24 protein-coding genes and 2 tRNA genes are annotated in these 26,013 nt (G+C 67.9%); 13 read left to right on the top strand and 13 right to left on the bottom strand.

The features are described 5' to 3' along the window. Positions 1-1,148, top strand: a 1,148-nt coding sequence (locus DB30_RS35435) for an FHA domain-containing protein (RefSeq protein ID WP_146662069.1), incomplete at its 5' end; no start/stop codon positions are given. After that, the gene (locus DB30_RS35430; protein ID WP_052557579.1) at positions 1,148-2,005 is read left to right on the top strand and encodes a PP2C family protein-serine/threonine phosphatase; all 858 of its coding nucleotides are present in this window, start codon (positions 1,148-1,150) and stop codon (positions 2,003-2,005) included. The genes DB30_RS35435 and DB30_RS35430, both read left to right, overlap by 1 nt. A 57-nt stretch (positions 2,006-2,062) precedes the next feature. On the opposite strand, the gene DB30_RS35425 is transcribed toward DB30_RS35430, so the two are convergent. Further along, positions 2,063-2,884, bottom strand: a complete 822-nt coding sequence (locus tag DB30_RS35425; RefSeq protein ID WP_052557577.1) for a hypothetical protein — start codon at positions 2,882-2,884, stop codon at positions 2,063-2,065. 232 nt (positions 2,885-3,116) lie between these two features. Here DB30_RS35425 and DB30_RS35420 point away from each other — a divergent pair, with 232 nt between their 5' ends. The 3 genes from DB30_RS35420 (at position 3,117) to DB30_RS35410 (ending at position 6,030) form a co-directional block, all read left to right on the top strand. Further along, positions 3,117-4,712 (top strand): L,D-transpeptidase, encoded by a 1,596-nt coding sequence (locus DB30_RS35420; protein WP_052557575.1) that lies wholly within the window; start codon positions 3,117-3,119, stop codon positions 4,710-4,712. 66 nt (positions 4,713-4,778) lie between these two features. Beyond that, a complete protein-coding gene (locus DB30_RS35415; protein ID WP_052557573.1) occupies positions 4,779-5,276 on the top strand; it encodes an FKBP-type peptidyl-prolyl cis-trans isomerase in 498 nt (165 codons plus the stop codon). Between the two features lie 7 nt (positions 5,277-5,283). Next, positions 5,284-6,030 carry a hypothetical protein gene (locus DB30_RS35410; protein ID WP_146662065.1) on the top strand — a complete coding sequence of 249 codons (747 nt, stop codon included), beginning with the start codon at positions 5,284-5,286 and terminating at the stop codon, positions 6,028-6,030. An 86-nt stretch (positions 6,031-6,116) separates the two neighbouring features. On the opposite strand, the gene DB30_RS35405 is transcribed toward DB30_RS35410, so the two are convergent. The 5 genes from DB30_RS35405 to DB30_RS35385 all read right to left on the bottom strand — a co-directional run bounded on the left by DB30_RS35405 (position 6,117) and on the right by DB30_RS35385 (position 11,818). Next, positions 6,117-7,700, bottom strand: a complete 1,584-nt coding sequence (locus tag DB30_RS35405) for a B12-binding domain-containing radical SAM protein (protein ID WP_052557569.1) — start codon at positions 7,698-7,700, stop codon at positions 6,117-6,119. Between the two features lie 19 nt (positions 7,701-7,719). Continuing rightward, positions 7,720-8,652: a hypothetical protein gene (locus DB30_RS35400; protein ID WP_052557566.1), complete on the bottom strand. Its 933-nt coding sequence runs from the start codon at positions 8,650-8,652 to the stop codon at positions 7,720-7,722. A 47-nt stretch (positions 8,653-8,699) separates the two neighbouring features. Continuing rightward, positions 8,700-9,716 carry a hypothetical protein gene (locus tag DB30_RS35395; protein WP_146662063.1) on the bottom strand — a complete coding sequence of 339 codons (1,017 nt, stop codon included), beginning with the start codon at positions 9,714-9,716 and terminating at the stop codon, positions 8,700-8,702. A 101-nt stretch (positions 9,717-9,817) separates the two neighbouring features. Next, entirely contained in the window at positions 9,818-10,450 is a 633-nt protein-coding gene (locus DB30_RS35390; protein WP_146662061.1) for a hypothetical protein, read from the bottom strand. Between the two features lie 276 nt (positions 10,451-10,726). Beyond that, a complete protein-coding gene (locus DB30_RS35385) occupies positions 10,727-11,818 on the bottom strand; it encodes an N-formylglutamate amidohydrolase (RefSeq protein ID WP_052557560.1) in 1,092 nt (363 codons plus the stop codon). A 295-nt stretch (positions 11,819-12,113) separates the two neighbouring features. Here DB30_RS35385 and DB30_RS35380 point away from each other — a divergent pair. The 4 genes from DB30_RS35380 (at position 12,114) to DB30_RS35365 (ending at position 15,101) form a co-directional block, all read left to right on the top strand. Further along, a tRNA-Gln gene (locus tag DB30_RS35380) sits at positions 12,114-12,184 on the top strand. 66 nt (positions 12,185-12,250) lie between these two features. Next, positions 12,251-12,322 (top strand) — tRNA-Glu (locus DB30_RS35375). 466 nt (positions 12,323-12,788) lie between these two features. After that, positions 12,789-14,621, top strand: a complete 1,833-nt coding sequence (ggt, locus tag DB30_RS35370) for a gamma-glutamyltransferase (protein ID WP_240480405.1) — start codon at positions 12,789-12,791, stop codon at positions 14,619-14,621. A gap of 42 nt (positions 14,622-14,663) precedes the next feature. After that, positions 14,664-15,101 (top strand): hypothetical protein, encoded by a 438-nt coding sequence (locus DB30_RS35365; RefSeq protein WP_052557557.1) that lies wholly within the window; start codon positions 14,664-14,666, stop codon positions 15,099-15,101. On the opposite strand, the gene DB30_RS35360 is transcribed toward DB30_RS35365, so the two are convergent. Further along, complete coding sequence (locus DB30_RS35360; RefSeq protein WP_052557555.1) at positions 15,098-15,415, bottom strand: BolA family protein; 318 nt, start codon at positions 15,413-15,415, stop codon at positions 15,098-15,100. The two genes, DB30_RS35365 and DB30_RS35360, sit on opposite strands and share 4 nt — an antisense overlap. Beyond that, the gene (locus DB30_RS35355; RefSeq protein ID WP_052557552.1) at positions 15,412-17,655 is read right to left on the bottom strand and encodes a (Fe-S)-binding protein; all 2,244 of its coding nucleotides are present in this window, start codon (positions 17,653-17,655) and stop codon (positions 15,412-15,414) included. Before DB30_RS35355 ends, DB30_RS35360 begins: the two co-directional genes overlap by 4 nt. A 181-nt stretch (positions 17,656-17,836) precedes the next feature. Between DB30_RS35355 and DB30_RS35350 the strand changes: the two genes are divergently transcribed. Both DB30_RS35350 and DB30_RS35345 read left to right on the top strand, forming a co-directional pair. Beyond that, positions 17,837-19,264, top strand: coding sequence for a metallophosphoesterase (locus DB30_RS35350; protein ID WP_052557550.1), 1,428 nt, complete (start codon positions 17,837-17,839; stop codon positions 19,262-19,264). A 70-nt stretch (positions 19,265-19,334) separates the two neighbouring features. Continuing rightward, entirely contained in the window at positions 19,335-19,700 is a 366-nt protein-coding gene (locus DB30_RS35345; RefSeq protein WP_052557548.1) for a response regulator transcription factor, read from the top strand. A gap of 17 nt (positions 19,701-19,717) precedes the next feature. Here the strand turns inward: DB30_RS35345 and DB30_RS35340 are convergent, their stop codons facing one another. From DB30_RS35340 to DB30_RS35330, 3 genes are read right to left on the bottom strand one after another with little or no spacing between them, the layout of a single operon-like run. Beyond that, complete coding sequence (locus tag DB30_RS35340) at positions 19,718-20,407, bottom strand: response regulator (RefSeq protein WP_052557547.1); 690 nt, start codon at positions 20,405-20,407, stop codon at positions 19,718-19,720. A 2-nt stretch (positions 20,408-20,409) separates the two neighbouring features. Continuing rightward, a complete protein-coding gene (locus tag DB30_RS35335; RefSeq protein ID WP_052557546.1) occupies positions 20,410-21,075 on the bottom strand; it encodes an ATP-binding protein in 666 nt (221 codons plus the stop codon). After that, positions 21,072-21,602 (bottom strand): response regulator, encoded by a 531-nt coding sequence (locus DB30_RS35330; RefSeq protein ID WP_052557543.1) that lies wholly within the window; start codon positions 21,600-21,602, stop codon positions 21,072-21,074. The genes DB30_RS35335 and DB30_RS35330 overlap by 4 nt, the downstream gene beginning before the upstream one ends. A gap of 172 nt (positions 21,603-21,774) precedes the next feature. Here DB30_RS35330 and DB30_RS35325 point away from each other — a divergent pair, with 172 nt between their 5' ends. Both DB30_RS35325 and DB30_RS35320 read left to right on the top strand, forming a co-directional pair. Further along, a complete protein-coding gene (locus DB30_RS35325; RefSeq protein ID WP_052557540.1) occupies positions 21,775-22,335 on the top strand; it encodes an HAD hydrolase family protein in 561 nt (186 codons plus the stop codon). After that, positions 22,332-23,459, top strand: a complete 1,128-nt coding sequence (locus DB30_RS35320) for an anhydro-N-acetylmuramic acid kinase (RefSeq protein WP_052557538.1) — start codon at positions 22,332-22,334, stop codon at positions 23,457-23,459. The genes DB30_RS35325 and DB30_RS35320 overlap by 4 nt, the downstream gene beginning before the upstream one ends. 21 nt (positions 23,460-23,480) lie before the next feature. Here the strand turns inward: DB30_RS35320 and DB30_RS35315 are convergent, their stop codons facing one another. Further along, positions 23,481-24,422 (bottom strand): hypothetical protein, encoded by a 942-nt coding sequence (locus DB30_RS35315; RefSeq protein WP_052557536.1) that lies wholly within the window; start codon positions 24,420-24,422, stop codon positions 23,481-23,483. A gap of 57 nt (positions 24,423-24,479) precedes the next feature. Then, positions 24,480-25,892, bottom strand: a complete 1,413-nt coding sequence (gene hpnE, locus DB30_RS35310; RefSeq protein ID WP_146662053.1) for a hydroxysqualene dehydroxylase HpnE — start codon at positions 25,890-25,892, stop codon at positions 24,480-24,482. Between the last annotated feature and the right edge of the window lie 121 nt (positions 25,893-26,013).

The raw sequence follows: 26,013 nt of genomic DNA, 5'->3' as shown, positions 1-26,013 counted from the left end.
TGCGGGGCGGAGCGCCAACGCGAGACCAACTGGCCGAGCCAGATCCCAGCGCCCCGCGAGGCAAGCGACGTCCGGCGCCACGTCCCCGGCCCAACTACGCAGGCTTCGACGCAGCCGAGAGTGGGAAGGGCGAGCGGCAGGGAACGGCGCCGCCGATCGGGCATGACGGTCGTCCCCAGGGCCGTCCGTCTGCGCAGGATCAGGCCGGGTTCGCGCCCGTGTATTCGAACGCGCCCGCCCGGCCCCACGCCGCACCGCGCCCGCAGGCTCACTCGGGCGATCCTGGTTCCAGGGATCCTGGCTCCCGGGATCCGGGCTCGGGCGATCCGGGGGCCTCCGCCAGCAACCTGCCGCGGCCACGCGTCCACGCAGAGGTCAACGCCGAGCCGATCGCACCCGTGCAGGTTCAAGCGGCGGTGCAGCGTCGCGGCCAGCGATTGGCTGCGCCCGTCGTCGGCGGGCAGCCTGTGCAGACGTGGGCCAGCCCGCAGCCAACGAGCTCGCTGCGGCTGGTGCTCGTCGGTCGCGATGGCCGCGAGGGCGAGGCGTTTCCGCTGCCGCCGATCGGGATCGAGATCGGTCGAGAGGGGGGGATCGCGTTTGCTTCGGATCCCTTCGTCTCGCCGCAGCACGCCAAGGTCACGCCCGTCGACGGCGGCGTGCACCTGGCGGATCTAGGCTCGCGCAACGGCGTGTACCTGCGCCTGACCGAGGCCGCTCCGGTGTACCCGGGCGATCACTTCCTGCTTGGCAACCAGCTGCTTCGCTTGGATCGCCTCGATGCCCCGTGGCAGGAGCAAGCCCTCGATGCCCACCACGTGCGGGGGTTCGGGACGCCGGTCAAACCGCCTTGGGCTGCGCTCACGCGGCTTTGCGTCGGCGAGATCGAGGGAGACCGCTACCATCTACGGGGGACCGAGATGACGATCGGGCGTGAGCAAGGGGAGATCGTGTTTCCCAGTGATGGCTTCTTGAGCCGGGCGCACGCCCGCGTGCGGATGGAGGTGTTCGAGAACGCGATGACCGTCATGCTCGAAGATCTAGGCTCGGCCAACGGCACTTACCTGCGCATTCGCGGCGCCGTGAGCGTACCTTACGGGTCCATGTTCCGCGTTGGCGATCAAATTTTCAGGGTGAGGCGCGACTAGTGGCGCGCGTCGAGCTGTTCGCCCGTACCGAGATCGGTTGCGTTCGTGAGCGCAACGAGGACGCGTTCGTGGTCGCCAACATCGCGACAGGCGAGCGTGGCCTACGGCCCGGGACGACCGTCCAGGAGCTCGGCATCGGCGTCACGCTGGTCGGCGTGTGTGATGGCATGGGCGGCGCCGCGGCGGGTGACCTCGCCTCGAAGATCGGGGCCGAGACCCTCTACGACACGATGATGGCCGCGACCCCGCTCGGCGATCATCCAAGCGCCCGCGAGGCGATGCTCAACGCGGTCGCGGCTGCCAACCGGGCGATCCTCGACTACGCGCGCGCGCACCCAGGCAAGCGCGGCATGGGCACGACCCTGACCGCGGCGCTGATCTACGGGCACGAGCTGTACCTGTGCCACGTCGGTGATTCGCGCGGGTACCTGCGCCGGGGTCGGGCGCTGACCCAGCTGACCACCGATCACAGCGTGGTCGGGCAGATGATCGCGAGCGGGCAGCTGACCGCCGAGCAGGGTCGCAGCTACGAACACCGCAACGTGTTGCTGCAGGCGCTCGGTGTCCAGCCTGTGATCCAGCCCGAGCTCGTCCACGTGTCGCTTCGCGCTGGCGATGTGTTGCTGATGTGCAGCGACGGGCTGACGGGTCCGCTCGAAGACTCGCGCGTGCTCGAGCTGATGCTCAAGTACCAAGACCCGGTTCGTTGCTGTCGCTCGCTGACCGAGGCCGCGTGCGCGGCCGGGGGGCCAGACAACGTCACCGTCGCGGTTGCCCGGTTTGTCGGCGAGGGGCTGCCGATCCCGCAGGGCCGCGAGCCGGTGAGCCCCGATCGGGCCTCACACACGATTCAGTAGCCGGGTTCAGGTTCAGCATCCCCGGGTTCAGCTTGCCCGGGTTCAGCTTGCCCGGGTTCAGCTTCCAAAGTAGAGGCTGGTCGAGAGTCCGAGCAGGATCGTGTTGACGAAGGGCTGGTCTTTGCCAGCCGGCGTCGCGCCAAGCCATCCGAGCTCGGGGCCGATCGCCCAGCCGCCGCCTCGGTCGGGTCGCTTGGTCTCGGCGAGCGGGAAAAATTCGTAGCGAAGCGAACCCTTGAACAGGGCGCCGCCGTAGCCTCCGCGCTTCTCCACGCCGGGTTGGGTGATCGCGCCGCCGCCAAACCCAAAGCCTGTGCGGATCGACAGCGGGTAGCGCTTGGCAGGGACAAAGCCAAACTCGACCAGGAGCGCGCCCTCGAACATTTGTTGATTGCGGATCCACGCCGCCTGTCCGCCAGCCGCGATGCCGATGCTCATCCACGGGAACACGGCGTCGCCGGCCTGCAGGAACCCACCCGCACCGAGCAGCGTCGTGGGGGAGTCGACGTTGTTGACGCTCGCGAAGTTGGCGGTGCCCATGGCGAGGACACCGATGTAGGGCCCATCGAAGCGAGGCGGGCGGATCGGCGCGAGGAGCTCGGCTGGCTCGTCCGGTTGGTCCTGGGCTTCGAAGTCTGACTCTGGCTCTGGCTCTGGCGCTTCGACGTCGGGCTCGGGCTCCGGCTGTTCGAGCGCGGGCTCGGGCTCGGGCTGTTCGAGCGCGGGCGCGGGTACCGTGTCGGCGGTGCCTTCACTGCTCGGCGCAGGCTCGATCGGCGCGGGCTCGATCGGCGCGGGCTCGATCGGCACCGGATCGATCGGAGCTGGTTGAGGCGCGGCTTCGGGACCGGCCGCCGCGACCTCGGCGGACCACGACATCAAAACCAAGCACACGCACGCGCTCAACCTTCTCAGCCCTGGCGGGGCCATGCGTGCGCGCTCAGAAGGCGCAGGGACCGCAAAGGACACGCACCCAGCATGGACGAAATCTCCGAAGGGACGCAAGGGCGACGCATCGACCAAAACTAAAATACGAGTCGCCGGTGGTGGACGCGACATCGGCCCGTCGCTTGCCGGCGCGGGTGGCCACGATTATGTTCGGCGCCCGGTCATGGATACGCGGCGTGCACTCGAGATCTTCGGCGGCTTCATGATTGGCGCGGGCGTCACCGTGGGTGGTTACGAGCTCGCGGGCCCGCGCACGCCCAGCCCCAGCGAAGCCACGGATCCCGAGCAGGGTGGGGACGCGGACAGCTTGGCCGAAGTCCAGGCAAACCCCCCCGCCGGGCCCAGCGAAGACAGCTTGGCCGAGGCCGCCAAGGTCCAGCGCGAGACCGAAGACGCCGCGGCCAGCACCGCCACGGGCCCCTACGCGCCGGACAGCGAAGGCCACTACACCAGCTTCACCAAGGTCTTCTACGATCCCGTCGAGTTCACGGCGGAGCACGAGCAGAAATTCCCCAAGCATGGTCTGGTCACCGCGGGCGCGGTGCTGATCCGCGAGCACGTGGACCTCGAGTCCAAGCGGATCGGCATGCTTCGCGCGGGCGCCCGGGTCCGGGTGGACGCCGAGCGGAGCTTTGGTGGGGGCTGCACCAGCGGCTGGCACCAGATCTTTCCCGAGGGCTGGATCTGCGTGGGCGCAGGGCTGGAGATCGCCGACACCCCCCCTGACGATGGCTCGATCGACGTGGCCTGGCCCGACGTCGAACAGCCGATGCCGCTCGACTACTGGCGCGTCAACCACGACGGCACCTCGTTTTTCCACCGGATGCCGACCTACGCCGAGCAGGATCAGGCCGACGCCGCCGCGCAGGCGTGGCTGGCTGTCAAAGCCCGCGAACCAATGCCGACCGACCGTGACAAGCGGCCGGCCGACGTCCCCGCGGTCGTCAAGGAGTACCTCAACGCGGGCTACTACGTGACGGTCACCTCGGAGCACGTTCACGCCAAGCGCCACTTTCTCAAGACCAATCGGGGCGTGTACGCGCGCAAGTACCAGCTTGGCAAGAAGGAAGGCTCGGAGTTCATGGGCCAGGTGCTGACCGGCGAGGACCCGCTGCCCGTGCACTTCGTGGTCCGCGAGCTGGCCCTGCAAAAGCGCAACGGCGACTCGGGTCTGCTCGAGGACACCGGCGAGACCCTGCCGCGCCGGTCCACCCACAAATTCGTCCGCAAGGTCCGGATCGGTGACTACGACTACTACGAAGACGCCGACGGCAACCTGATGCGGGCCTACGCGGTCGGCGAGGCGGCCAAGCTCAAGCGGCCCGCGGGCATCGAGCCAGACGAGCACTGGATCCACGTGGATCTGTCCGAGCAGACCTTGGTGGCCTACATCGGAGATCGCCCGGTGTTCGCAACGATCGTCTCGACCGGCAAAGAGCCCGGGATGACGCCAGTTGGCGTCCACCGGGTCCAGAGCAAGTTCATCGTGACCTCGATGCGCGACCAGCCCGTCGAGGAAGAGGCCTACTCGATCGAAGATGTCCCGTGGACGCAGTACTTCTCGAACAGCGTCGCCCTGCACGGCGCGTTTTGGCACGGCGGGTTTGGGCTGGTCCGCAGCCACGGGTGCGTGAACCTCTCGCCTGCAGATGCGCGCTGGCTGTTCGGCTTCACCGAGCCCAAGCTGCCCGAGGGCTGGGCCGCGGCCATGCCCGGCGTCATGGGATCCGAGGCCAGCGCCATCGTCGTGACCGAGTGACGGGGCGGTTTCCCTCAAACCAGAAGGTGGTGGTTTGGTGGGGATCGGCGGCCTATGATTCAGGCAATGAAGATCGAGTCTGGCACCGTCGTGACGCTCGCTTACGACATCACCACCGCAGACGGAGAGATCGTCGAGAGCTCGGACATCTCCGGTCCGATTAGCCTGCTGCATGGCACGCAGACCCTGATCCCTGGGCTCGCCAAGCGGCTCGAGGGCCTCGAAGCGGGCGCCGAGCAGACCTTCGAGTTTCCGCCCGACGAGGCGTTCGGGACCATCGATGACGCGCCAACCAACGTCATGAGTCGGACCGAGTTCCCCGACGGCGCCAAGTTCGAGGTTGGCAACAAGTTCGTAGCGAAGATGCCCAACGGGCAGCCGCTGCATCTCGCGGTCAAAGAGGTCACGGACGAGAACGTGACGGTTGCGATGATCCACCCGCTGGCCGGCCAGACGATCGGCATGAGCGTGCGGATCATCGGCGTGCGGGCGGCGACCAGCAAAGAGACCGAGGCGGGCAAAGCCATGGTCAAGCCGCCGCCGCCGCCCCCCAAGAAGAAGTAGGCGCTCGGTGCCCGGAGTGTGGGAGCATCGGGGCATGGCGGGCATGGGCATGGAGCAGTCGATCCGAGCGGGGACACCTGTTGGGTTTCTTGGGGTCGCTGCGGCGCTTGGGCTGGGGGGTTGCGAGAACGGCGACGCCTGCGAGGGCCTGCGCACCTTCGACGCCCCGCCTGCGCCAACGACCAGCGACACCGCGCCGCCGATCGTGCTCGAAGGTGAGTGGATCGGCGCGGGGGTGCTCGAGCTGCAGTTCTCCAAGCCGCTCGCGGCCGGCAACGCGCCCGATCCAGATCGCTTCGCCGTGATCGGTTGGAGCGCGCAGGTTCAGTCCTACAGCGGCTACCAAGGCCCGGACACCTGCTACGTGCGCACGCGCTACGCCGGGATCGGGCAGGGCTACTACCAGGTCAACAGCGTCGCCGACGTGTGGATCGCCCCCGAGGATCCCAGCTTGCTGCGGGTGCGCATGTCCAGCACCGCGGCCAGCTGTCGAGCGGCCACGGACATCGTCGCGGACGGCGTACTCCTGGTCTACACCGACGGCCCGACCGATCCCGTGACCGAGCGGCTGCTCGACGCCGAGGGCGACCCGGTCCCCGATCTTGGTCCGCAGTGGGCGGTCCAACAGTGGGAGATCTGCACCGCCAACAACAACTATGGCTACAACTACTGCCGCTACTCGCTGAGCACGAGCGTGACCGGCCACTTGCCTGCGCTCAGCGTGCTCGCCCCGATCCCGTGCCCCGGAGCGTAGCTGCGGCCATCTGGTGGACCGTCTGACGGACCGTCTGACGGGACCGTCTGGCGGACCGTCTGGCCGCTCTGGGGGAGCAACCAAGATCAGGGCCCTGGACGGGGGGGGAGCACTGGCAGCCGGGGCCGCTCGGCCGCCTTACCCGTTCGCCGCGCGACCAACCATTCATCGCCGTAGCAGGGCGCCCGCTCGCTCTTCGCTAGGGGCTCGAGCGCGCGGGTCCAGTCGCGGTAGCTCGCGCCCGCGTGGACGGCCTCGATCGCGGCGTGGCCAACCTCGGGGCCGCCCTGGGCCAGCAGGTACTCGATCCACGCCCACTTGGGTGGTTGCGGACGCAGCTCGACCTTGCCCTTGAGGCCTTGGCGGATCCGATCGAGTCGTTCTTGCGCAGGCTTGACGCCGAAGAAGGGCGAGCCGTCGAGCGGCGTGTTGCGCTTGGCGACGAAGGTCGAGAAGGTCAGGGTCAGGCGGACGATCTTGGCGAGCTCGAGGCTGAAGCGGATCAGCTCGTCGGCGTCGTCGTCGGTCTCACCGGGTGCGCCCATCATTTGATAGACCTTCATGCGGTGGAACCCGCCGGCGGCGATCAGCTTGGCGGCGCGCAGGAGCTCGGCCTCGGTGACCTTGCGATCGAGGGCCAGACGCATTCGCTCGCTGATCCCGTCGGACGCGACGGTGATCGTCCGGTAGCCGCCAGCCGCGAGCGCGGCGAGCAAGCTCGGGGTTAGACGATCCGCGCGCAGGCTGGAGATGCCGATGCCCTTGCCGCGCTCGACGATCCGTCCAACGAGCTGCTCGAGCTGCGGGTGATCGGTGACGGCGGCGCCGACCAGGCCAACCTTCTTGGCGTGGTCGGGGATCATCGAGAGCGGGGTCTCGATGTCGAGCAAGCGCATGCCGCCAGTCGTCGCCCCGCGCATCACACAAAACGTGCAGCGGCGCGAGCAGCCGCGCTCGGGCTCGATCAAGAACATCTCGCTGAGCTCCGTGTCGGGGCTGACGATCGCCGAGCGGGCAGGCAACAGCTTGGCGGGCGCGTTGGCCATGGTCGGCAGCGGCTCGAAGTGGCCACGCTCGAGCTCACCGCGGATCGTGTGGGGGAGCTCGGCGACGCTGTCGATCGCGGCTTGGCGATCGCGGGTCTGCTCGATCCGGGCGACGGCCTCGAGCAGCAGCGCCTCGGCCTCGCCGGCGATCAGCAGATCGACGAAGGGCAGCAACACGCTGGGGTTGCTGTTGGTCAGCGGTCCGCCGGCAATGATGATCGGATCTCGAGGACCCCGGTCCGCGGCGAGCAGCGGGATCCCTGCGCCCTCGAGCAAGCGGATCACGCCGCTGATCTCGAGCTCGTAGGCGACCGAGAGCCCGATGATCCGATAGCTCGACAGCGGCTGCTCGGTCTCGTAGCTGAGGATCGGGCGGCGCGGCTGCGGCCACGCCAACGACATTCGCTCCCAGCGATCCGGCAAGAACGCGCGATGGCAGCCGGGGCCGTCTTCGTTGAGCCCGCGGTAGAGGGTCTGAAACCCGAGGCTCGACATCCCCACGTGATAGGGGCTGGGATAGGCCAGCACGATCGGCGCGGGGCGATCGAGGCCCAACGTGCCGATCTCGCGAGCGCGACGGCGCTGAATCAGCGCGCGCTCGTTGGTCTTGTCCCCGCGGCCCAAATTAGCTCAGAACCGCGGATCAGAACCGCAGGGCCATGGACCCGCCGCCGCCACCCGGGAGCAAAGCTGGCCCGAGCGCCGTCAGCTCGACGGTCTTGGCCTTGGCGGCTGCGCCTGCGTTGCCCTTTTTCTTCTTGGCGTGCAGGGCGATCAGCGCGACGCCGGTCACCAGCAACACGCCGCCGCCGATGAAGCCGGCGTAGGTGAGCGCCTTGCCAGTGCCCAGGCGACCCTCGAGGGAGACGGGGCAGTCGACCCCGGCGTCGCGACACGCGTAGTCGCCGGTCGAGTACCCGGTGTTGGTGCTGGTCGATGCCAGCTCGTCGAGCCGATTGCCCGCGCCCACGGCCATGGCCGAGCCGACACCGCCGACCACGATGCCGCCGACGCCAAGGGTGATCAACACGGCGCCACCAGCGAGCAGGCCGTTGCCGCCTTTCTGCTTCTCTGGCTTGTCGGTTGTGCCGTTGCTGACCGCGAACGGATCTTCGACGTCGGTCGCCTCTTCGGGCTTGGTCTCGGGCTTGGTCTCGGCCTCGGGCGTGCGGCACTCGGTCGCGGCGATCTCGTCGAGGATCGTCTGGGCCTCACCGATCTTGTCGCCTTGCTTCTCGGGGTCGGCGTACTCGATGAAGTGGGTCATGTAGTCGAAGGCCTTGTCGCAGTCGTGGACCTTCCACGCGGCGACGCCGACCTTGTGCGCGAACCCGTGCTTGCCTGGGACCAGGTAGTAGGCCTGCTCGTAGAGGATGACCGCGGCGTCCCAGTTGTCTTCGGCCGCGAGCCGCTCGGCCTCGATGTACAGGCCTTTGGCTTTCTCGATTTTCTCGTCTTCGCTGAGCTCTTCCGATGGCGCGGCGTTGGCCATGGGCCGCAGTGGGTACTGCGCGAACGCGACGCTTGGCAGCGAGAGGGTCAGGAGGAGGGCGACGGGGACACGGAGCAGACGCATGATGGACTCGCTGGAAGTTGGACCAGGTGATGGGCTCGACGACACGGCTAGAAGCGCAGCCCGGCCACCGCCCCGGCGCCGTTTGGCAAGAGCGCCGGGCCGAGCGCCGTGAGCTCGACCTTGTTGCTCATGCGGTTGGCCGCGGTCGCCTCGGTGGCGCCGCCGCTCTTCTTCTTGTTGATCATGTAGACCGCCAACATTGCGACGCCAGCTCCGAGCATGACGCCGCCACCGATCAAGCCCACGTAGCCGAGCGCGTTGCCGGTTGCCATGCGCGACTCGAGCTGTGACGGGCAACCCAAGTCGTTGCGGCAGTCGTAGTCGCCGATCGGGAAGCCCGAATTGGTCTGGTTGGTGGACAGATCGCCGAGCTGGTTGGCCGACCCGCTGGCGATCGCCAAACCGGTGATGCCAACGGCCACGCCCGCGATCCCAAAGCTGGTGAGCACCGCGCCGCCGATCAGCAGCCCACGCTTCTCGCTCTTCTTGGCGTCGCGGGCTTTCTTCGCCTCTTGCTGGCGCACGACGGTGGTGCTGTCGTCGAGCGGGTTGTCGTTGTCGGTTGGCTCTGACGTGGTGGTGGTGGTGGTCGTCGTCGTTGTCGGGGTCGCGCACCCGGACACGGAGATCTCACCAAGGATCTGCTTGGCCTCGTCGAACTTGTCGCCTTGCTTCTCCGGGTCACCGTACTGAAGGAAGTGCTTCAGGTAGGAGTTGGCCTTGTCGCAGTCGCCCGCGTTCCAGGCCGCGACGCCAACCTTGTGCGCGAAGCCGTGTTTGCCCGGGACGAGGTAGTACGCCTCTTCGTAGAAGGGCACGGCCTCGACCCAGCGGCCTTGGCCGGCGAGGCCCTCGGCCTGCATGTACTTTTCTTTGGCGAGCTCGATCTTTTGGTCTTCGCTCAGCTCGCCGGTTGGCTGGGGCTGCGGCTGAGTTTCTGGCTGAGGCTGCGGTTGGGGTTGCGGCGCGACCGGGCCAGTTGGCGGCGGCGGAACCTGGGCGAGCGCGACGCTCGGAACGCAGAAGGTCAACAGAAGGGCAACGGATACACGAAACGAGCGCATGGGATTCTCAGCTTGTTAAGACCAAACCAGGACGACTGACGCGAGTCCCGGGTTGACGTCGTGATGTGACGCGAGGCCGGGACCGCAACGCAGCCTCGGCGTCATAGATCCTCGAACGCGTCCTTGGGCTTGGTCGTCTTGGTCGTCGTCTTGGTCGTCTTCTTCCGGTTCGACGCCTTCTTCCGCTTCTTCGCCGCGGGCTTGGGGGCCTCCTCGGCTGCCTCGACGGGCGCCGCGTTGGGATCTACCGGGGCCGCGTTGGGATCGACTGGAGGCGCGTTGGGATCCACGGCGGCGGGCACGGCGTTCGGATCAACCGGTTGACCGGCCGCGTCGACCGGTGGCGGCGTGGCGCCGGGCGGCGGAGGAACGGGCTCTTCGGCCTTCTTCTCTTCCGCTTTTTTTTCGTCGGCCTTCTCGGTGTCTGCGGCCTTGTCTGTCTCGGCGACTTGATCGCCGTCACCCTTGCCGAGGAAGATGATCGCCGCGACGCCGACGACAGCGATCGCTCCACCAATGATCGCCGCGATCGCAACGGTGTTGCTCTTGGGCGGGGGCGGGGCGACGTACTGGATCTGTGCCGCGTCGGGTGGAGCCTGGTTCGCGGCCGGGGCGGGCACGGGCTCGGGTTCTGGTTCGGGCTCTGGCTCCGCTGCCGGAGTCATCGCCAGCTCGTCTACGAGCTGACCGAGCAGGTCGTCAAAGGCATCCGCTTCTTTGTTGGCTTGGTTCACGGCCGCGAGTCCTTTCGTCGTCCACAGGTCCACGCGCTATCGGCCACGTGGAGAGACGAGCCATCGACGCTCGCCCCAACGATCTGCGCCGAGTGTAGCGTCAGGGGGGCAGCTCACACAAGGGAAGCGTCAGCTTGGTTCGAAACAGCCCGACTCATGTTCAGTCGAGCGCGCATGTTCCAGCAAAGTGGCAGCTTCATGCGATCTGTGCTCGCGCACGAACCGACATCTCAACGCGACGCCCCCGGCGCTGATCAGGCGCTGAGCAGGCGCGGCTCACTCGGCCGCGGCGGCGAGCTCGTCTCGCTCGCGGCTCAGCTCGAGCACCAGCGTGTCGATGGCGCTGACGAGCGCGAGCAGGCGTCGCTGGTCACGCGTGTGGCTCTGCGCTGTCCGCGACCGCTGAGCGCTCGACCGGATCTCGTGGCTGCCCACGGAGAACCGATCCCGCGCGCGCGCGGAGAGCTGAGCCAGTTCACGGGGGTCGGGGACCGGGCTGGGTTCGAGCCGATACTCGTCCATGTACAGCGCGCGGTTGACCTCGAGCTGCAGCGCGTGGACGTGTTGCAGGGGCCGGCCAAACGAGCTGGCGATCTGCCCGCCTTGATAGGGATCGTCGATCGCCACGGTGAGCGGCCAAGCCGATCCAAACAGACCGCGCTGGTGGGTGCACTGACCTCCGAGCGCCTGCATCGCCAGCGCGGACAGGCCGGGTCCGCACGCAGTCCCCGCTCGGGTCCCCAGCACGAGATCTCCGCCGACCGTGCTCGGCATCGAGTGGGCATCGAGCAGGATCGCGTAGCCAAACTGTCGGCGCCGCCGCTCGATCAGCAGCCGCAGCGCGCGGTGATAAGGGTGATAGAAGCGATCGAGTCGGCGGGTGAATTCCGCGTAGCTGAGCGTGGTCAGCAGCGGGATGTTGCCGACCGCGCTGCGCCACACGACGCCCCGATTGCGGATCGGTCGACGCGCGGTCCGGTTCGGACCCGCAGGACCAAGCGCGTCGGACCCTCGCGACATGGACGCCCGCGGTCGCGGATCGGGATGATCGGGCACGATCTCGGGGCTGACGTCGTCGTGCGCCCGGTTGAGATCGACCACCAATCGGGAGTAGCGCGCGCGCACGGTCGCGGCCCCCAGCGCCTCGGCCCGGACGTACAGACGGTCGACGGCGTAGTCCGCGTTGCGCGGGAAGCTGACCTGCGGTCGCGGGCCCAAGCCCCGAGGCCAGTCCAGCCCAACGTGGGGGAAGCTGATGATCAGCGGGCACGCCCGGACCCCTGCGCGAAACTCGAAGGGCAGGGGATCGCCTGGATCAGCTCCGACGTCGCTGGCCGCGATCGTCTCCGTGCTTCCAAAGTCGCTCACGATCCTGGTCAGACTAACGCAAGCCCCACGAATTCCCGCCCGCAAAACCAGCTTTCGCCTTCGTAGACTGGTTCAGCTTGGGCAGCGAAGACGTTTGAAGACGTTGTGGCGAGCGAGGCCACCGCGTGAGAACGCGTGCTTTTCGCCGCAACAAAGCATCTTGACAGCCGGGGGCCACTAGTCCATCTTCCCCCGGCCTCGAAAGGGGCTCCTACCACGACTCCCGGGCCCATCCGCTGGGCCCACCGCATCCGCCCCGCCCGTTGCTTCGGCAAGGGCCGCGGTTCCGCACCGTTCGGGTATCGTCTAATGGTAGGACAGCGGATTCTGATTCCGCCAATCAAGGTTCGAGTCCTTGTACCCGAACTCTCAGTTTCCTGACCGCTCCTGCTCCCTGAGCACCTCACTTACTCACTTGATCATCACGCACTAGGCCCTGTGGTCTAGCGGTTAGGACGGCGGCCTCTCACGCCGCAATCCCGGGTTCAAGTCCCGGCAGGGTCAGCGCACAACCCCCGCATCCACATTGGATGCGGGGGTTTTCTTTTTTTACCCCCACAGGCGGCTTCGCACTTCGGGTCACTCGCTTCGCTCGCTCCCATCGGCCGTTTGTTCGCATCCGCATGTGTGGCCCCCTGGAAGGGGGCTCTCGTCTGACCAGCTGGAGCTGGTTGGGGGCCGCTCCATCTACGTGTCGTGCTCCGGTGGCTGGAAGGGGGTCTCGTCTGACCACCTGGAAGGGGCTCGTCTGACCACCTGGAGCTGGTTGGGGGCCGCTCCATCTACGTGTCGTGCCCCGGTGGCTGGAAAGGGGGGCTCGTCTGACCACCTGGAGCTGGTTGGGGGCCGCTCCATCTACGTGTCGTGCCCCGGTGGCTGGCCAGCCCCGAGGAGCGGCGCGACCAGACGCGTTTTCGCGGCGGCAGTCGGCGAAGTGCGAAGGCGCCTGGGGGGGTCTAAGGTATCCGGGATGCGTCGGTCGGCTCAACTCTTGGTTCCGTTTGCGTTCCTGCTCGCGGGGGTGGTCTCGTTTGGATCTGGCTGCAAGGACAGCAGCAGCAGCGAGACGCCGAGCGTCGCTGAGAGCGTCGAGCAAGGGCCGACGCCGACCGCCCCGGCCGAGTTGGTGATGCGGCTCGAGCCGGTGGGGGAGCCGGCGCCGCTGCAGGAGCAGGTCGAGATTGCGAGGGGCAAGCTCGGCGCGGTCGCTAGCGCGGAGTCCAACGCGAGCCGGATCGGGGTGGAGATCCTGAAGGCGGGGGGCAACGCTGTCGATGCTGCGGTGGCGGTTGGGTTTGCGCTGTCGGTCACGCATCCGTCGGCGGGCAACATTGGTGGCGGCGGGTTCATGGTCCTGCGCTTTCCCGATGGGGTGAGCAGGGCCGTCGACTACCGCGAGACCGCGCCCGGAGCCGCGACGGCGGACATGTACCTGGACGACAAGGGGGAGCTCACAGATCAGAGCCGCACGGGCGCGAAGGCGGCGGGGATCCCTGGCGACGTGGCCGGGTTTTGGTACGCGCACCAGCAGTGGGGCAAGCTCGAGTGGCGACAGGTTGTCGAGCCGGCGGTCGTGCTGGCGCGCGATGGCTGGACGCTCGACGAGTCCCACGCAGAGGACCTCGAGTGGGGCAGCCAGCGGATGGCCGACGCTGGGCTCGACGCCAGCGCGGCGAGCTTTCGCAAGCCGGATGGCAGCAACTACGCGGCGGGCGAGGTCTGGCGGCAACCGGAGCTGGCGGCGACGTTGCAGCGCATCGCGGATCAAGGGCGCGATGGCTTCTACGCTGGGGACTTCGCGGCCTACCTCGCGGCGCAGGTCCAAGACCTTGGCGGGATCTGGACGGTCGAGGATCTCGCCAACTACCAGCCCGTCGAGCGCGATCCGCTGGTGTTCACCTACCACGGGCACGAGATCATCGCGATGCCGCCGCCGTCGGCGGGCGGGGTGGTGCTTCGCCAGATCCTCGCAGCCAGCGAGGTCATGCACCTCGAGCGCCTGGCCTGGCACTCGCCCGCGCAGGTCCACGCCTATGTAGAGATCCTTCGTCGGACCTACGCCGATCGCAACCTGCTGCTTGGCGATCCCGACTTCGTGAAGATCCCGATGCAGACGCTGCTCGACGTCAGCTACATCGACGAGCGGGTCGCCGACATCAACCCGAAGAAGGCCACCCCCTCGGATCAGGTCGGGGCGGGGGTCGAGGTCAAGGAGTCCGAGCAGACCACTCACTTCTCCGTCGTCGATGCCAACGGGCTGGCGGTCGCCAACACCTACACGCTCAACGGTGGGTTTGGCTCGAAGGTCATCGTGCCGGGGACGGGGGTGATCCTGAACAACGAGATGGACGACTTCACGGCCAAGGTCGGATCGCCAAACATGTTCGGGCTGATCCAGGGACCGCAAAACGCGATCGCGCCGGGCAAGCGGATGCTCAGCAGCATGACCCCCACGATCGTGGTCAAAGACGGGAAGCTGCGGGCGGTCGTTGGCTCACCCGGGGGCCCGACGATCACGACCACGGTCGCGCAGATCATCCTGCAGCTGATCGACTACGACCGGCCGCTCGAAGACGCCGTTCGGGAGTTTCGGATCCATCACCAGTGGAAGCCGGACAACATCTGGTACGAGGAAGGGATGGACCCCGCGCTCGAGAAGGCCCTGGAGAAAATGGGGCACGAGTTGAAGACCCGCGGGCGGAGGATCGGGCACGCCAATTGTATTGCGGTGGATCCGGTCAGCGGCGAATTCGAGGCCGTGGCGGACGTCGCTCGTGATGGCGGATCTGCGGCGGCGTACTGACTCTGCCGGGCCTCCTTCGCGATCTAGCGTACGCTGGTCGGCATGCACCGCCGCCAGCTTCCGATCGTCTCGCCGTGTCACGAGGACTGGAACGACATGACCGGGGCGGGGGCGGCTCGTCACTGCGAGAGCTGCGACGAGTCGGTCCAGGATCTGTCTGCGATGAGCAGCGATGACGCGCGGGCGTTCCTGCGCGAGCATGGCGAGCAGCAGCCTTGTGTTCGCTATCGATTTGACCGCGCCGGTCGGCTGCTGTTCGCGGCCGCGCTCGGCATGGCCGCGAGCGGCTGCCTGATGGGCAAGATGCCCTCGGAGTGCGAGTCCCCACCGCCCGATCCAGTGGCGTCCCCGGTCGAGGGACCGGTCGGGATGAACGCAGAAGACGAGGCCGGCGGCGAGGCGCAGGGATCCGAGGTCATCGAGGCCCCCGAGCCGGGCGCGGGCACCGAGCCGGACACGGACCCCCAGAACCCTGGCTAGCGGTCAGCCTTGGACCCGCCAAGACACGGCGGCGAGTCGGGCACCTGGCCGCCGCGCTCGGCCCACTGCGCGGGGGTGTGGGCTTGGATCGAGAGGGCGTGGACGCCGTTGGCGAGCTGACTGGCGAGCGCCTTGTTGACGGCGCGGTGCCGGGCAACGGGGGACTGACCGGCGAACACCTCGCTGACGATCACGACCTTGAAGTGGGTCTCGGACCCCTTGGGGACGTTGTGGTTGCCCGACTCGTTGATCACGTCGAGCAGCTCCGGGGCGAAGGTGCGGACCAGCTCGTCGTGGATCTGCTCGGCGATCATGCGGACGGCTCCGCGAGGGTGCTGGCGACGACCTGGGCGATGTCGAGGACCTCGATGTCCTCGTCCTTGTCGAAGTGCTTCATGCCGTCGGAGATCATGGTCTTGCAAAACGGGCAGCCGACGGCGACGGCGTCGACGCCCGCGTCGACGATCTCTTGGCTGCGGTTGACGTTGACCCGCTTCTCTTTCTCTTCTTCAACCCACATCCGGCCACCGCCGGCGCCGCAGCAGAACCCGTGCTCGCGGTTGCGACCCAGCTCGACGAAGCTGCCCTTGCCGCCAAGCGAGCGCTCGATCGAGCTCCGCGGCGCGTCGTAGACCTTGTTCCAGCGGCCGAGGTAGCACGAGTCGTGATAGGTGAACTTCTTGGTCAGCGGATGATCGACCTTGAGCTTGCCGTCCTCGAGCAGCTTGGCGATCAGCTCCGCGTGATGCACGACCTCGTAGTCGCCGCCGAACTGCGGGTACTCGTTCTTGATCACGTGGAAGCAGTGGGGGCAGGTCGCGATGACCTTGGTGATTTGGTGCTCGTTGAAGGTCGCGACCTGCTCGGCGGCGAGCTCTTGGAATTTGTCCTCGGCGCCGAGCCGGCGCAGCGTGTCACCGGTGCACTTCTCTTGCTTGCCGAGCACGGCGAAGTCGACCTGGGCGGCGTGGAGGATGCGGACCAGCGCCTGGGTGGTCTTCTTGGCGCCGTCGTCGAGGGCGCCGGCGCAGCCAACGAACAACAGCCACTCGGCGTTGGGCTTGTCCTCGATCGTGGGGACATCCAGGCCCTCGGCCCAGGCCATGCGATCGCTGTTGTCGTTCCACGGGTTGCCCTGACCATCGGCGATGTTGCCGATCACCCGGGTCACGTCACCGGGGGTTCGGCCCTCTTCGTCGTTGAGCACGATCCGCGTGCGCATCTGCAGGATCTTGAGCGGGTGCTGGATGAACACCGGGCAGACCTCTTCGCAGGCGCCGCAGGTGGTGCAGGCCCACAGGGTCTCGTCCTTGATCCGTCCGCCCACGAGCGGGGGCAGGGCCTCCAGCTGCTTCTTGATCTCGGCGATCTTGTCGGTCTTGGCGGTCTCGGGGAGCGGCTTGTAGGCGGGCGAGTCCTCGAGGTCCTCGGGGAAGCCCTGCTCGCCCGTGTCGGGATCGTAGATCGGCAGCTGACCGCCAGACGTGCGCAGCTGGACCAACAGGCCGCCGCGATCTTTCATCTCGTCCTTGAGGTCGTGGATCAGGTGCATCGGCGAGAGCGGCTTTTGGGTCGCAAACGCGGGGCAGTACATGGTGCAGCGGGCGCACTCGGTGCACGCGTAGTTGTCGATCAGCGACTTCCAGTCGAAGTCTTCGATCCGGCCGACGCCCCAGTTCTCCCACGGGATCGGCGGTGGCTCGGCGTCCTCGTCTTCCTCTTCGTCTTCGGCCGGCTCGGGCGGCATCAGCAGCAGCTTGGGCATGATCCCGCGCTGGCCTTGGCGCCGCAGCAAGATGTTGGGACCCGAGCCGAGCACGTGGATGTGCTTGGAGAAGGGCAGGTAGTTGAGGAACGCCAGGACCACGCACATGTGGCCCCACCAGTTGGCCTCGGCGATGATCCCCGCCGTGTCGTGGTTGGTCGACACGAACAAGCCCGCGCCACCCCCACCCGGCATGGCCTCGCTGATCGGCGGCCCCGAGTACAGACCCAGCCCGGAGCCGATCGCGTACGAGACGACCGCGCCGTCCTCCATGGCCCGCTCGTACGCCATCTCGTACACGTGGTGGCCAAAGTGGGTGAAGACGATCAGCGTGATCGCGCTGAGGATCAGCATCGCGTCGAGGTTGGCAGGCACGAAGCTGGGCTTGATCAGCAGCCGGCGAACGAACGCGTAGATCAGCGCGAGCGCGACGACCGTGTTGCCAAGATCGACGACGAACTTGAGCCACGCGTGGCCGGTCTCGCCAAGCAGGGTGGCGAAGGTGACGCCCCACTCGCCGAACAGCCCGGTGACCAGCATGTCGAGCAGCCCGATCTGCAAGACCAAGAAGCCCCAGTACAGCGCGAGGTGGTGCCAGCTGCGGCGCTCCTCCATGACCTTGCGCTGGCCAAAGAAGAAGGTCATCAGGCTGGCGATCCGCTCGCCCCAAGTCTCCTCGAGGTTGGCGGGCCGGCCGAGCGCGGCGATCTTGACGAACTTGGACAGGTTCCAGATGAACAGTCCAACAGAGAAAGCGACGACCAACGCGAAGGCGATGAGCTTGGGCATGGTGGGCTCCTGCGTGCGTCTGTGTCGCCCTTGGCGGGTATACCGCCTCAACGACCGAACACGCGCGCGCGGGCTATACCACAGGCATGGGGCGGCTGCCGGGCCTGGGCTCTCGGTCGCAGTCGGTCGGCGCCCTCGGTCGAAAGAGCTGCTAGTCTGCCGGTGAATCGGGAACCCGTTTGTGCGCGACCTCCTGTTGATCAGCGATCTGCACCTGGGCTCACACCTCAAGGCAAGGACCCGCGGGGAGTTCGTGCACCTCGCGGCGCGGCTCGACGAGACCCTGCCGCAGTTCTTGGACCACTACGCCCGGCTTGGCACCTGGCAGCTGGTCATCAACGGCGACTTCATCGACTTTTGGAACGTCGAGATCGGCGACGGCGCCCAAGATCCGGTCGAGCTCGCGATCGAGCGCCTGCACGCCGTGCTCGACGCCTACCCGGGTGTGGAGGACGCGCTGGTCGGATTCCTCGACGCGGGGAACTCGATCGTGTTCGTGGCCGGCAATCATGACGCCGAGTTCCTGTACCCGGAGGTTGGCCGGGCGTTCGCGTCTCGGCTCGAGGGCGCGCTCGACGAAGGCGATCCCGCGCAGCTGCGCGAACAGATCACCGCAACCGGGATCACGACCCTGGGTGAAGTCGGCGCTGGACAGGTGCGCTTCGTCCCGTGGTTCGTGCGCGAGGGTGGAGCCTGGATCGAGCACGGGCACCTGTTCGATCCGGCCTGTTCGACCCACGCCCAGCTGTCGCCAACCCGCGGCGGGCGCTTGGTCCAGAGCGTCGCCGAGGTCGCAACCCGCCGGTTCACCAACCTGATGCCGGAGATCGACTACGACGCGGCCGACCGGTTCACGACCCTCGACTACTTCCGCTGGGCGATCGCCCGGGGCTGGCGCTTCATGATCCGCGTCGTGTTCTTGTACCTGCGCATGGTCGGCGGAATGCTGGGGCTGTGGGTCCGCAGCGGTCGGGTCGACAAGGCCGGGCGCACCGCCCACGAAGAGCGGCTGGCCAAGCTGGCCAAGAACGCGGGCCTGCAGATGAGCGCGCTGACGGCCCTCGAGAACATGGCCCCGCCGCCGAGCTCGGCCAGCGTGGGCGGGGTGTTGTCGGTCACCGCGCTCGACCTCGCTATCGCTGTGATCGGGCCCGCGTTGCTGGTGCCGTTGATCTTTTGGTCACTCGGCTGGTCGCTCGTCGTGGGGGCGCCGCTCGGGCTCGTGCTCGGCGCGTTGGCTGCCCTTCAGGTCAAGCGCCGACGATCGCCACGCAACGTCGCCCGCGACATGCTGGAGGTCGCCTCCAGCGTCGGTGAGGTCACCGGCACGCGGATCGTGTTGATGGGCCATAGCCACCGCGGCAGCGTTGAACGGCGCGGTTCGGTGATCTATGGCAACAGCGGCAGCTGGCTTGACGGCTCGCATCTGATCGTTCGTCGGGACCCGCGCGGCGAGCAGCTGTGTGAGGTCGAACTCCGCCGTTGGCGCAACGGCGGCGTGACGATCCTCGATCGCATGCAGGTCGTGCCCGATCCCAAGCCCGATCCCAAGCCCGAGCCAAAGCCGGACCAGCACGATCCAGTGCTGGCGGTCGAAGCCGCCGAGTGAGCGCTGCCTACCGCCAACCTGGGCACGAATGCCGCCCCGCGCCCGAGCCGAAAGATGTTAGCGTGTCGGCGTGGCAGGTGAGCACATCCTCATCGTCGAAGACGATCCCGCAGTCCAAACTCTGCTCGTCAAGGCGTTGACCGCCAAGGGGTACCGGGTCACACAGGCGACCGACGGGGTCCAAGGCCTGACGGCGCTGGATCAGGAACAGCCAGATCTCATCATCTGCGACGTCATGATGCCGCGGCTCGACGGGATGACCTTCGTCAAGGCCGTCAAGCGCAACGACGGCACGCGGGCGGTCCCGGTGATCTTCTTGACCGCCAAGAACGACCCGCGCAGCGTCGTCGAGGGCATCAACGTTGGCGCGAAGTACTACGTGACCAAGCCGTTCGCGCTCGACGAGCTGCTCTCGAAGATCCACAAGGCGCTGTAGCGCGGCTCAGGCTTCGCTCAGGCTTCAACGATCAGCTGCAGCAGCTCGGCCTGGGAGCGCACGCCACACTTGGCGTAGATCGACTTGAGGTGGTTGCGGACCGTGTGCGGCGAGATGCCCAGGTCCTCGGCGATCTGCGGCGGCCTTCGGTGGGCCAAGAGCGCCTCGAGCACCTGCACCTCGCGGGGGGAGAGCTCCTGGAGGCCGGGGATCTGACGCCAGTCGCGGTTGCGACGCTCATGGGGCAGGGCGCCCGCGTCGGCGAGCACCCGAGCGATCTCGCGCAGCGCGGCCTGGGCGTTGTCGGCGGTCCGATCCACCCGCGAGAGCGCGACCTCGACCGCTGCCTCGAGCTGCGGCCGCGCGAACGGCTTGACGACGAACCCGTGCGCGTCGACCCGGCGGATCCGCGCCAGGGTCTCGGGTTCGGCGTGGGCCGAGACGAACAGCAGCGCGCAGGTCGGGAAGTTCTTTTGGACCTGCTCGGCGAGCTCGATACCGTCGATCTCGGCGTCTAGATCGATGTCGAGCACCAACAAGTCGGGGCGCAGCTCTTCGACCAAGGGCATCAAGTCGCTGGGCCGTCGCACGAGCCGAAGAATGTGCAGACCGATCTCTTCTAGGATGTGCTGGAGATCTCGGGCGACGATCCACTCGTCTTCAACGATGATCGCGCGCGCTCGCCGGGGCTTCTCGTCGCTGGTCATGTCTACACCTCGTCCAACTCGTCGTCCGGCTCGATCGCTAGATTTGATGGTAGCCACAAGCGGGCGTCGGTGCCTCCCCCGGGCGCGAGGACGAGCTCGAATGACCCGCCTAGCTGCTGCGCCACCGCGCAGACCATGGGGAGCCCAAGGCTGTCATTGGTCGCGGGCACCATGCCCTTGGGCCAGCCTGGACCCCAGTCCCGCAGGCGCAGGCAGGTGCGTTCGTCGATCTGCACCAGCTCGAGCTCGAACTCGGCCCGGGTCGTGTGGGGCAGGGCGTGGTCGATCGCGTTGGTGAACAACTCGTCGACGATCAACGCGATCCGGGTCGCGTGATGATGCTTCCAGCGCATCGGCTCGAAGCTGAACTTCAGCTCGAAGCAGGTGCCCTGCATGGTCCGCGCGCTGGCCTCGAGGAACTCTGCGACGGTCTGCAGGCAGCGATCTGCGCTGACCGTGCCGCCCGAGTCTGCGGTCAGCTGATGAACGACCCCAACGACGCCCACGCGGCGATAACACCGGATCAGCTCATGGCGGGCGCGGGGATCGTCGACGCGGCGGATGTGGAGCGCGTGGAGGCTGGTCAGCAGCTGCAGCTCGTTGCGAATCTGATGACGGGTGCGTCGGAGCGCATCCTGGGCCCGAGGCGGTCCGTCCGTGAGGCTCACGATGGGTGTTCCCCTGTCGTGGAGACAGTCGCTGAGACAGTTGCGGAGACAGTCGCGGTCTCGACGCCCGCGGCCGCGTCGCCCTCTGGGTTGGGCGCTGTGTTGGTCGTTGCGTTGAGCTGGGCCTGGCGCCGCATGTCTTGCAGCAGCGGCCGCAGGCGCTCGAGCGGGAACGGCTTGCGAAGGATCGTCAGGTTCCGCTCCTTCGCCATGCGCTCGATGCTGGGGTCACAGTCCCCCGTCATCAGGACGACTGGCAGATCGGGTCGGACCGCGAGCAGCTGATCGATGAGCTCGTCGCCGTGCGCGTCGGGCAACAGGAGATCGACAAACGCGCCGAGCCAACAGCTGGGATCCGTGGAGAACTGCTCCATCGCGCGACGGCCGTCTTCGACCTCTGTGACGAGGTAGCCGCGCTGCTCGAGCTCGCACCGAAGCACGAAGCGGATGACGGCCTCATCGTCGACTATCAACAGGCGCCCACCCTCGGTGGGGCTGTCACGCGGCGTGGGATCGACGTTGTCCATGTCTGAGTAGGGCGGCGGAGACTCCGACTGCGGTGATCACGATAGTGACTTTGGCGAGATGCTCATAGTGCGCTTTTTGCGGCAAATCGCAACCCGCGGCATGTCGCCCCCAGCGCGAGGCGCGTGGGCCGACCCCCACGCAGATCAGGCGCGTTCCCGCTAAGCTCCGCGCATGCCGAGCTTCGAAGCGAGGACCGAGGACCAGCGCGTGCGGCTGGCCTCGATCGAGCTGCTCACATTCGACATCGATGGGACTCTGACGGACGCGACCACGTGGTGGGCGGGAGAGCCAGTGGGATGGGTCCAGCGCTACAGCGTTCGCGACGGGGAGGCGCTGCTACGAATCGCGCGCGCCGGGCTGCCGGTCGTGCCGCTGTCGCGCAACAAGACTGCGTCGGCGCGGCGCAGGATCGAGCACCTTGGCTGCGCCCCCGACTGGCTCGGCGTGACCGACAAGATCGGTGCCCTCGAGCAGATCCGCGAGCGCCACGGGGCCGTCGCCGCGCAGCACGTGCTGCACGTGGGTGACGGTCTCGACGACGCGCCGGTGTTCGGGCAGGTCGGGCTGGGTGTCGCGGTCGCGGACGCCCACCCCGAGGCGCTCAGGGCCGCGCATCTGGTGCTCGAGGCGGTCGGGGGCGCGCGGGCGATCGAGGAGCTCGAGGCGCGCTTGCGTGGCGCGAACAACCCCCGGTTGCTCGGCAACCGCGAGACCAAGCGAGGACCGACATGAGCGCCCCCGTGATCGCAATTGGAACCATGAGCGGGACCTCGGGCGACGGCGTCGACGCGGTGCTGCTCGAGCTCACCTCGGTCCACGACCGCCACGAGCCCCGCTTGCTCGGCCACGCCCACGTGCCCTTCGACGCGGCGCTGCAGGCCGAGCTGACCAACCCGACCTCGATGTCGCTCGCGCGGCTGTCGGAGCTGCACGCCGAGCTGCCGCGTCGCTACGCCGAGGCGATCCGCAAGCTGGAAGGCTGGCAGCGCTGCAGCGTGGTTGGGATGCACGGCCAGACCGTGTGGCACGGCCCGCCATCGGCGACCCAGAGCCTGGGTCACGCCACCCCCAACACCCTGCAGATCGGCAGCTCGGTGGTGCTCGCCGAGGCGCTCGGCAAGCCGGTCGTCGGGGATCTCCGCGCGGCCGACATGTTCCATGGGGGCGAAGGCGCGCCGATCGTCCCGTTCGCGCATTGGTTCTTCACCTCGGCCGAGCACGCGGGCCGGTTGGTCGTCAACGTGGGTGGGATCGCCAACATCACCCACGTGACCGCTGCGCTCGACGACGTGGTCGGCTACGACATCGGGCCGGGCATGATGATCTCGGACTGCCTGGCCCAGCGGTTGAGCTCGGGTGATCTCGACTACGATCGTGACGGCGTGCTCAGCTGCGGCGGCAAGGTCGATGAGAACGTGGTCGACTACGTGCTCGCCCATGCGTTTTTTCAGAAGCCGCCGCCGCGCTCGACCGGCCGTGAAGACTTCGGTCGCGAGTACGCGACGCGCCTCCACGAACGGTTCTCGAAGGTGCCCGATCGCGACCTGTTGACGTCTGTGTTGGCGGTGACGGCCCGGGCGATCTCGCGGGCCGCCGCCGAGCTCGCGGGTGTGCGCGACGTGCTCTTGACCGGCGGCGGGGCCAAGAACCCGACCTTGTTGCGGCTCACCCGAGAGTCGCTGTCGCTGCCGGTCGAGCGCCCCCAAGGCGGCGTGTTCGCGGCCAGTTGCCACGAGAGCGCGGCGATCGGCTTGATCGCCGCCCGCACGGTCGCGGGGCTGCCAAGCTCGCTGCCGCGGGTCACCGGCGCCCGCAAAGCTTGCGTACTCGGGCACGTCGCCTACCCGGGGCTGTGAGCGGGCTGCGACCCGGTGTCGCTACTCAGGCTCCGCCCCTGGGTCAGGCTTCGCCGCTGGGTCAGGCTCCGCCGCTGGGTCAGGCTCCGCCCCTGGGTCAGGCTTGGCCTCGGGTTGTGGGTCCAGCGCTGGGTCTGGGGTTGGCTCTGGCTCTGGTTCGGTGAGCGCAGTGAGGCCTGCTTCACGATCCTCGACTCGGGTCGCGCGGGCGAGGTCGAGGCCTTGCGAGATCCACAGCCCATCCGCTTCGCGCAGGCGCTGCTCGGCGATCACCAACACCCGGCCTCGCTCGTCCTTCGTCAGCTCGCAGGCCTCGCTGGGCGTGGTCGGCTCGGTCCAGGAGCCCAGCATCTCCGTCGTGTAGCGGCAGCGACCGTCGGCCGCGATTTGATAGGTCCGGTGGCCGACGCACGCGAGCATGGAGCCGTCGTTGCCAACGATCGCGGTCGCGCCGGGCTGCGGGCTGACGAACTGGACGCCATCCCCTGGTTGATCAGCCGGCTCGGCTTGGGTTCGCATCGCGATCACGCGGGTGCGCGTCCGTCCGCGCTCGTCGGTCAACCGCAGCGCGCACGGCGAGGACAACGACAGCCCAAACACCCGCTCGCGTCCGCGATGGTCAACCTCGACCAGCTTGGTCCCGGCCTCTTCGACCACCCACAGGACCCGCTGACCTGGGATCTCGCTCTCGACCAGCCACATGCCATCGAGCTGGGCGAGGTCGGGTAGCTCGAAGGCCGCGAAGGTCTCGGGCATGGGCGGTGGGGCGCGTTTCCACTTGGGCGGCGGCTGGGGCTTGCGCTCGGCCGCCGCTTCCAGCACCGCGATCTCTTCTGGATCGTCGATCGGTCGGGGACTGGCCTCGGCTGGATCGGGCGTCGCGCGTCCGCAGCCCATCTGCAGGAACGACGCCAGCGCGAGCAGCAGCGCTGGGTGCGAGGCGAAGTGATGCGTTCGGGCCATCGCGGGCAGGATAACCGGTGCGGGGCCGCTTGGGCTTCCGCGCCTGAAGCCGCCTCGCTAAGAATTGTCCAGCACCCGCGCCGCCGCATCGTGGCCGCTCTGCACGGCGCCCTCGATCGTCGCGGGCAGCCCCGTGCGGACCCAGTCTCCAGCGAGCAGCAGACCCGGGATGGGGCACAGCGTCTCGGGTCGACGGCGATACGTGCCGGCGGCGTGGCTGATCGTCGCGCGCTTCTCTTTGACGACCCGAAACCCGCGGATCTGCGGCCGCGCGCGTGGGAAGTAGCGCGCGATCTCGCCAAGGAACAGCTCGCGCAGGGCCTCGGGCTGATCATCGACGAAGCCCCGCGCGCCCGAGATCGTGACCGAGAGCAAGCTGTCTTCAGCCCCGCTTGCGGACGCCTGCGTAGACGGGTTCATCCTGGGCAGCGAACGGTCGCGGGGTGCATCGCGTGCGCCGGTGTTGGCCTCGATGCGGTCTCGATCCCACAGCCAGTGCATCGGGCTGGCGATCAAGCCGACGAACGGCCGGTCGAGCAGCGGCTCGTCGAGGGTCACCCACAAATTCACGATCGGCGAGGCCTCGAGCCGGGCGACGTCTCGAAACACCACGTGCTCGCGGGCGGCCTCGGGCAACAGCTCGAGCAGCGCCTGCGGAGGCACGGCGCTGACGACTTGGTCCGTCGCCAGCGTCTCGCCGGACTTGAGGGTCAGCCCGACCACGCGACCGTCGGCGTCGAGCTCGAGCTTGCGGGCGGGGCTGGCAAACCTGACCGCGCCGCCCCGAGCTTCGATGTAGTCGATCGCCCGCTCAACATACACCGCCGACAGCGGCCGGCGCGGAATCACCAAGCTCGAGGCCTCGCGCGAGCTCATGAACGCACGCTCGAGCACCGCGAGCAGCATCGCCGCCGAAGCGACCAGCGGATCGTCGTTGAGCACCGCCCAGATCAACGGCTCCCAGAACGCCGCCCGGATCTGCGGCGTCTGCCCAAGCCGGCGCAGCCAAGCATCACAAGTCTCATTGTCGTCGGGCCGCGCAATCTCCCCCGGCAGCAACAGCCCCGCCCGCAGCGCCGCTGCCCGATGCATCAGCCCAAGCCCCCGCATCCCAACCAGCCCCGCCGCGAGGTGCAGAGGAGCCGGCAGCGTCGGACAAGCCAGCTCGACCTTTGCCCCCCCCGGCTTGAGCATCGTCATCGCCAGGTTGCGCTGAACATCCAGCGCGTCATCCGGCACCCCGATCACGCGCATGAACGACAGCGTCTCCCGATAGCACCCCATCATCAGGTGCTGCCCATTGTCGATCTCGCGCCCCGTCACCTTGTCAAAAAACGATCGCGACCGCCCCCCACCTTGCTTGGCAGCCTCGACCACCAACACCTCGCGCCCAGCCGCAACCAAGCGCACCGCCGCCGCCAACCCGGCAAAGCCTCCGCCAACGACGATCGTGCGTGATCCCCCGCCCATGGTCGCCGCAGGGTACTGCCGACACCGCGCCCTGGCGCCCGCACGCGTTGGTCTGGATCACAGCCCGCACCCACCCCCAACATCGCCAACCCACCCGGGGGACGGAACCCTCTCCGCGTGT

This window comes from Enhygromyxa salina (assembly GCF_000737335.2).
GTDB lineage: Bacteria > Myxococcota_A > Polyangia > Nannocystales > Nannocystaceae > Plesiocystis > Plesiocystis salina_C.
This window is presented reverse-complemented; position numbering and strand designations above follow the sequence as displayed.

Coding starts and splice junctions, on each gene's coding strand:
- DB30_RS35355 (WP_052557552.1), bottom strand. CDS start 17,655: ATGCCCAAGCTCATCGCCTTCGCGTTGGTCGTCGCTTTCTCTGTTGGA.
- DB30_RS35320 (WP_052557538.1), top strand. CDS start 22,332: ATGAGCGCCCCCGTGATCGCAATTGGAACCATGAGCGGGACCTCGGGC.
- DB30_RS35365 (WP_052557557.1), top strand. CDS start 14,664: ATGCACCGCCGCCAGCTTCCGATCGTCTCGCCGTGTCACGAGGACTGG.
- DB30_RS35420 (WP_052557575.1), top strand. CDS start 3,117: ATGGATACGCGGCGTGCACTCGAGATCTTCGGCGGCTTCATGATTGGC.
- DB30_RS35340 (WP_052557547.1), bottom strand. CDS start 20,407: ATGACCAGCGACGAGAAGCCCCGGCGAGCGCGCGCGATCATCGTTGAA.
- DB30_RS35425 (WP_052557577.1), bottom strand. CDS start 2,884: ATGTCGTGGTCCGCCGAGGTCGCGGCGGCCGGTCCCGAAGCCGCGCCT.
- hpnE (WP_146662053.1), bottom strand. CDS start 25,892: ATGGGCGGGGGATCACGCACGATCGTCGTTGGCGGAGGCTTTGCCGGG.
- ggt (WP_240480405.1), top strand. CDS start 12,789: ATGCGTCGGTCGGCTCAACTCTTGGTTCCGTTTGCGTTCCTGCTCGCG.
- DB30_RS35325 (WP_052557540.1), top strand. CDS start 21,775: ATGCCGAGCTTCGAAGCGAGGACCGAGGACCAGCGCGTGCGGCTGGCC.
- DB30_RS35395 (WP_146662063.1), bottom strand. CDS start 9,716: ATGCGCTCGTTTCGTGTATCCGTTGCCCTTCTGTTGACCTTCTGCGTT.
- DB30_RS35400 (WP_052557566.1), bottom strand. CDS start 8,652: ATGCGTCTGCTCCGTGTCCCCGTCGCCCTCCTCCTGACCCTCTCGCTG.
- DB30_RS35330 (WP_052557543.1), bottom strand. CDS start 21,602: ATGGACAACGTCGATCCCACGCCGCGTGACAGCCCCACCGAGGGTGGG.
- DB30_RS35315 (WP_052557536.1), bottom strand. CDS start 24,422: ATGGCCCGAACGCATCACTTCGCCTCGCACCCAGCGCTGCTGCTCGCG.
- DB30_RS35415 (WP_052557573.1), top strand. CDS start 4,779: ATGAAGATCGAGTCTGGCACCGTCGTGACGCTCGCTTACGACATCACC.
- DB30_RS35360 (WP_052557555.1), bottom strand. CDS start 15,415: ATGATCGCCGAGCAGATCCACGACGAGCTGGTCCGCACCTTCGCCCCG.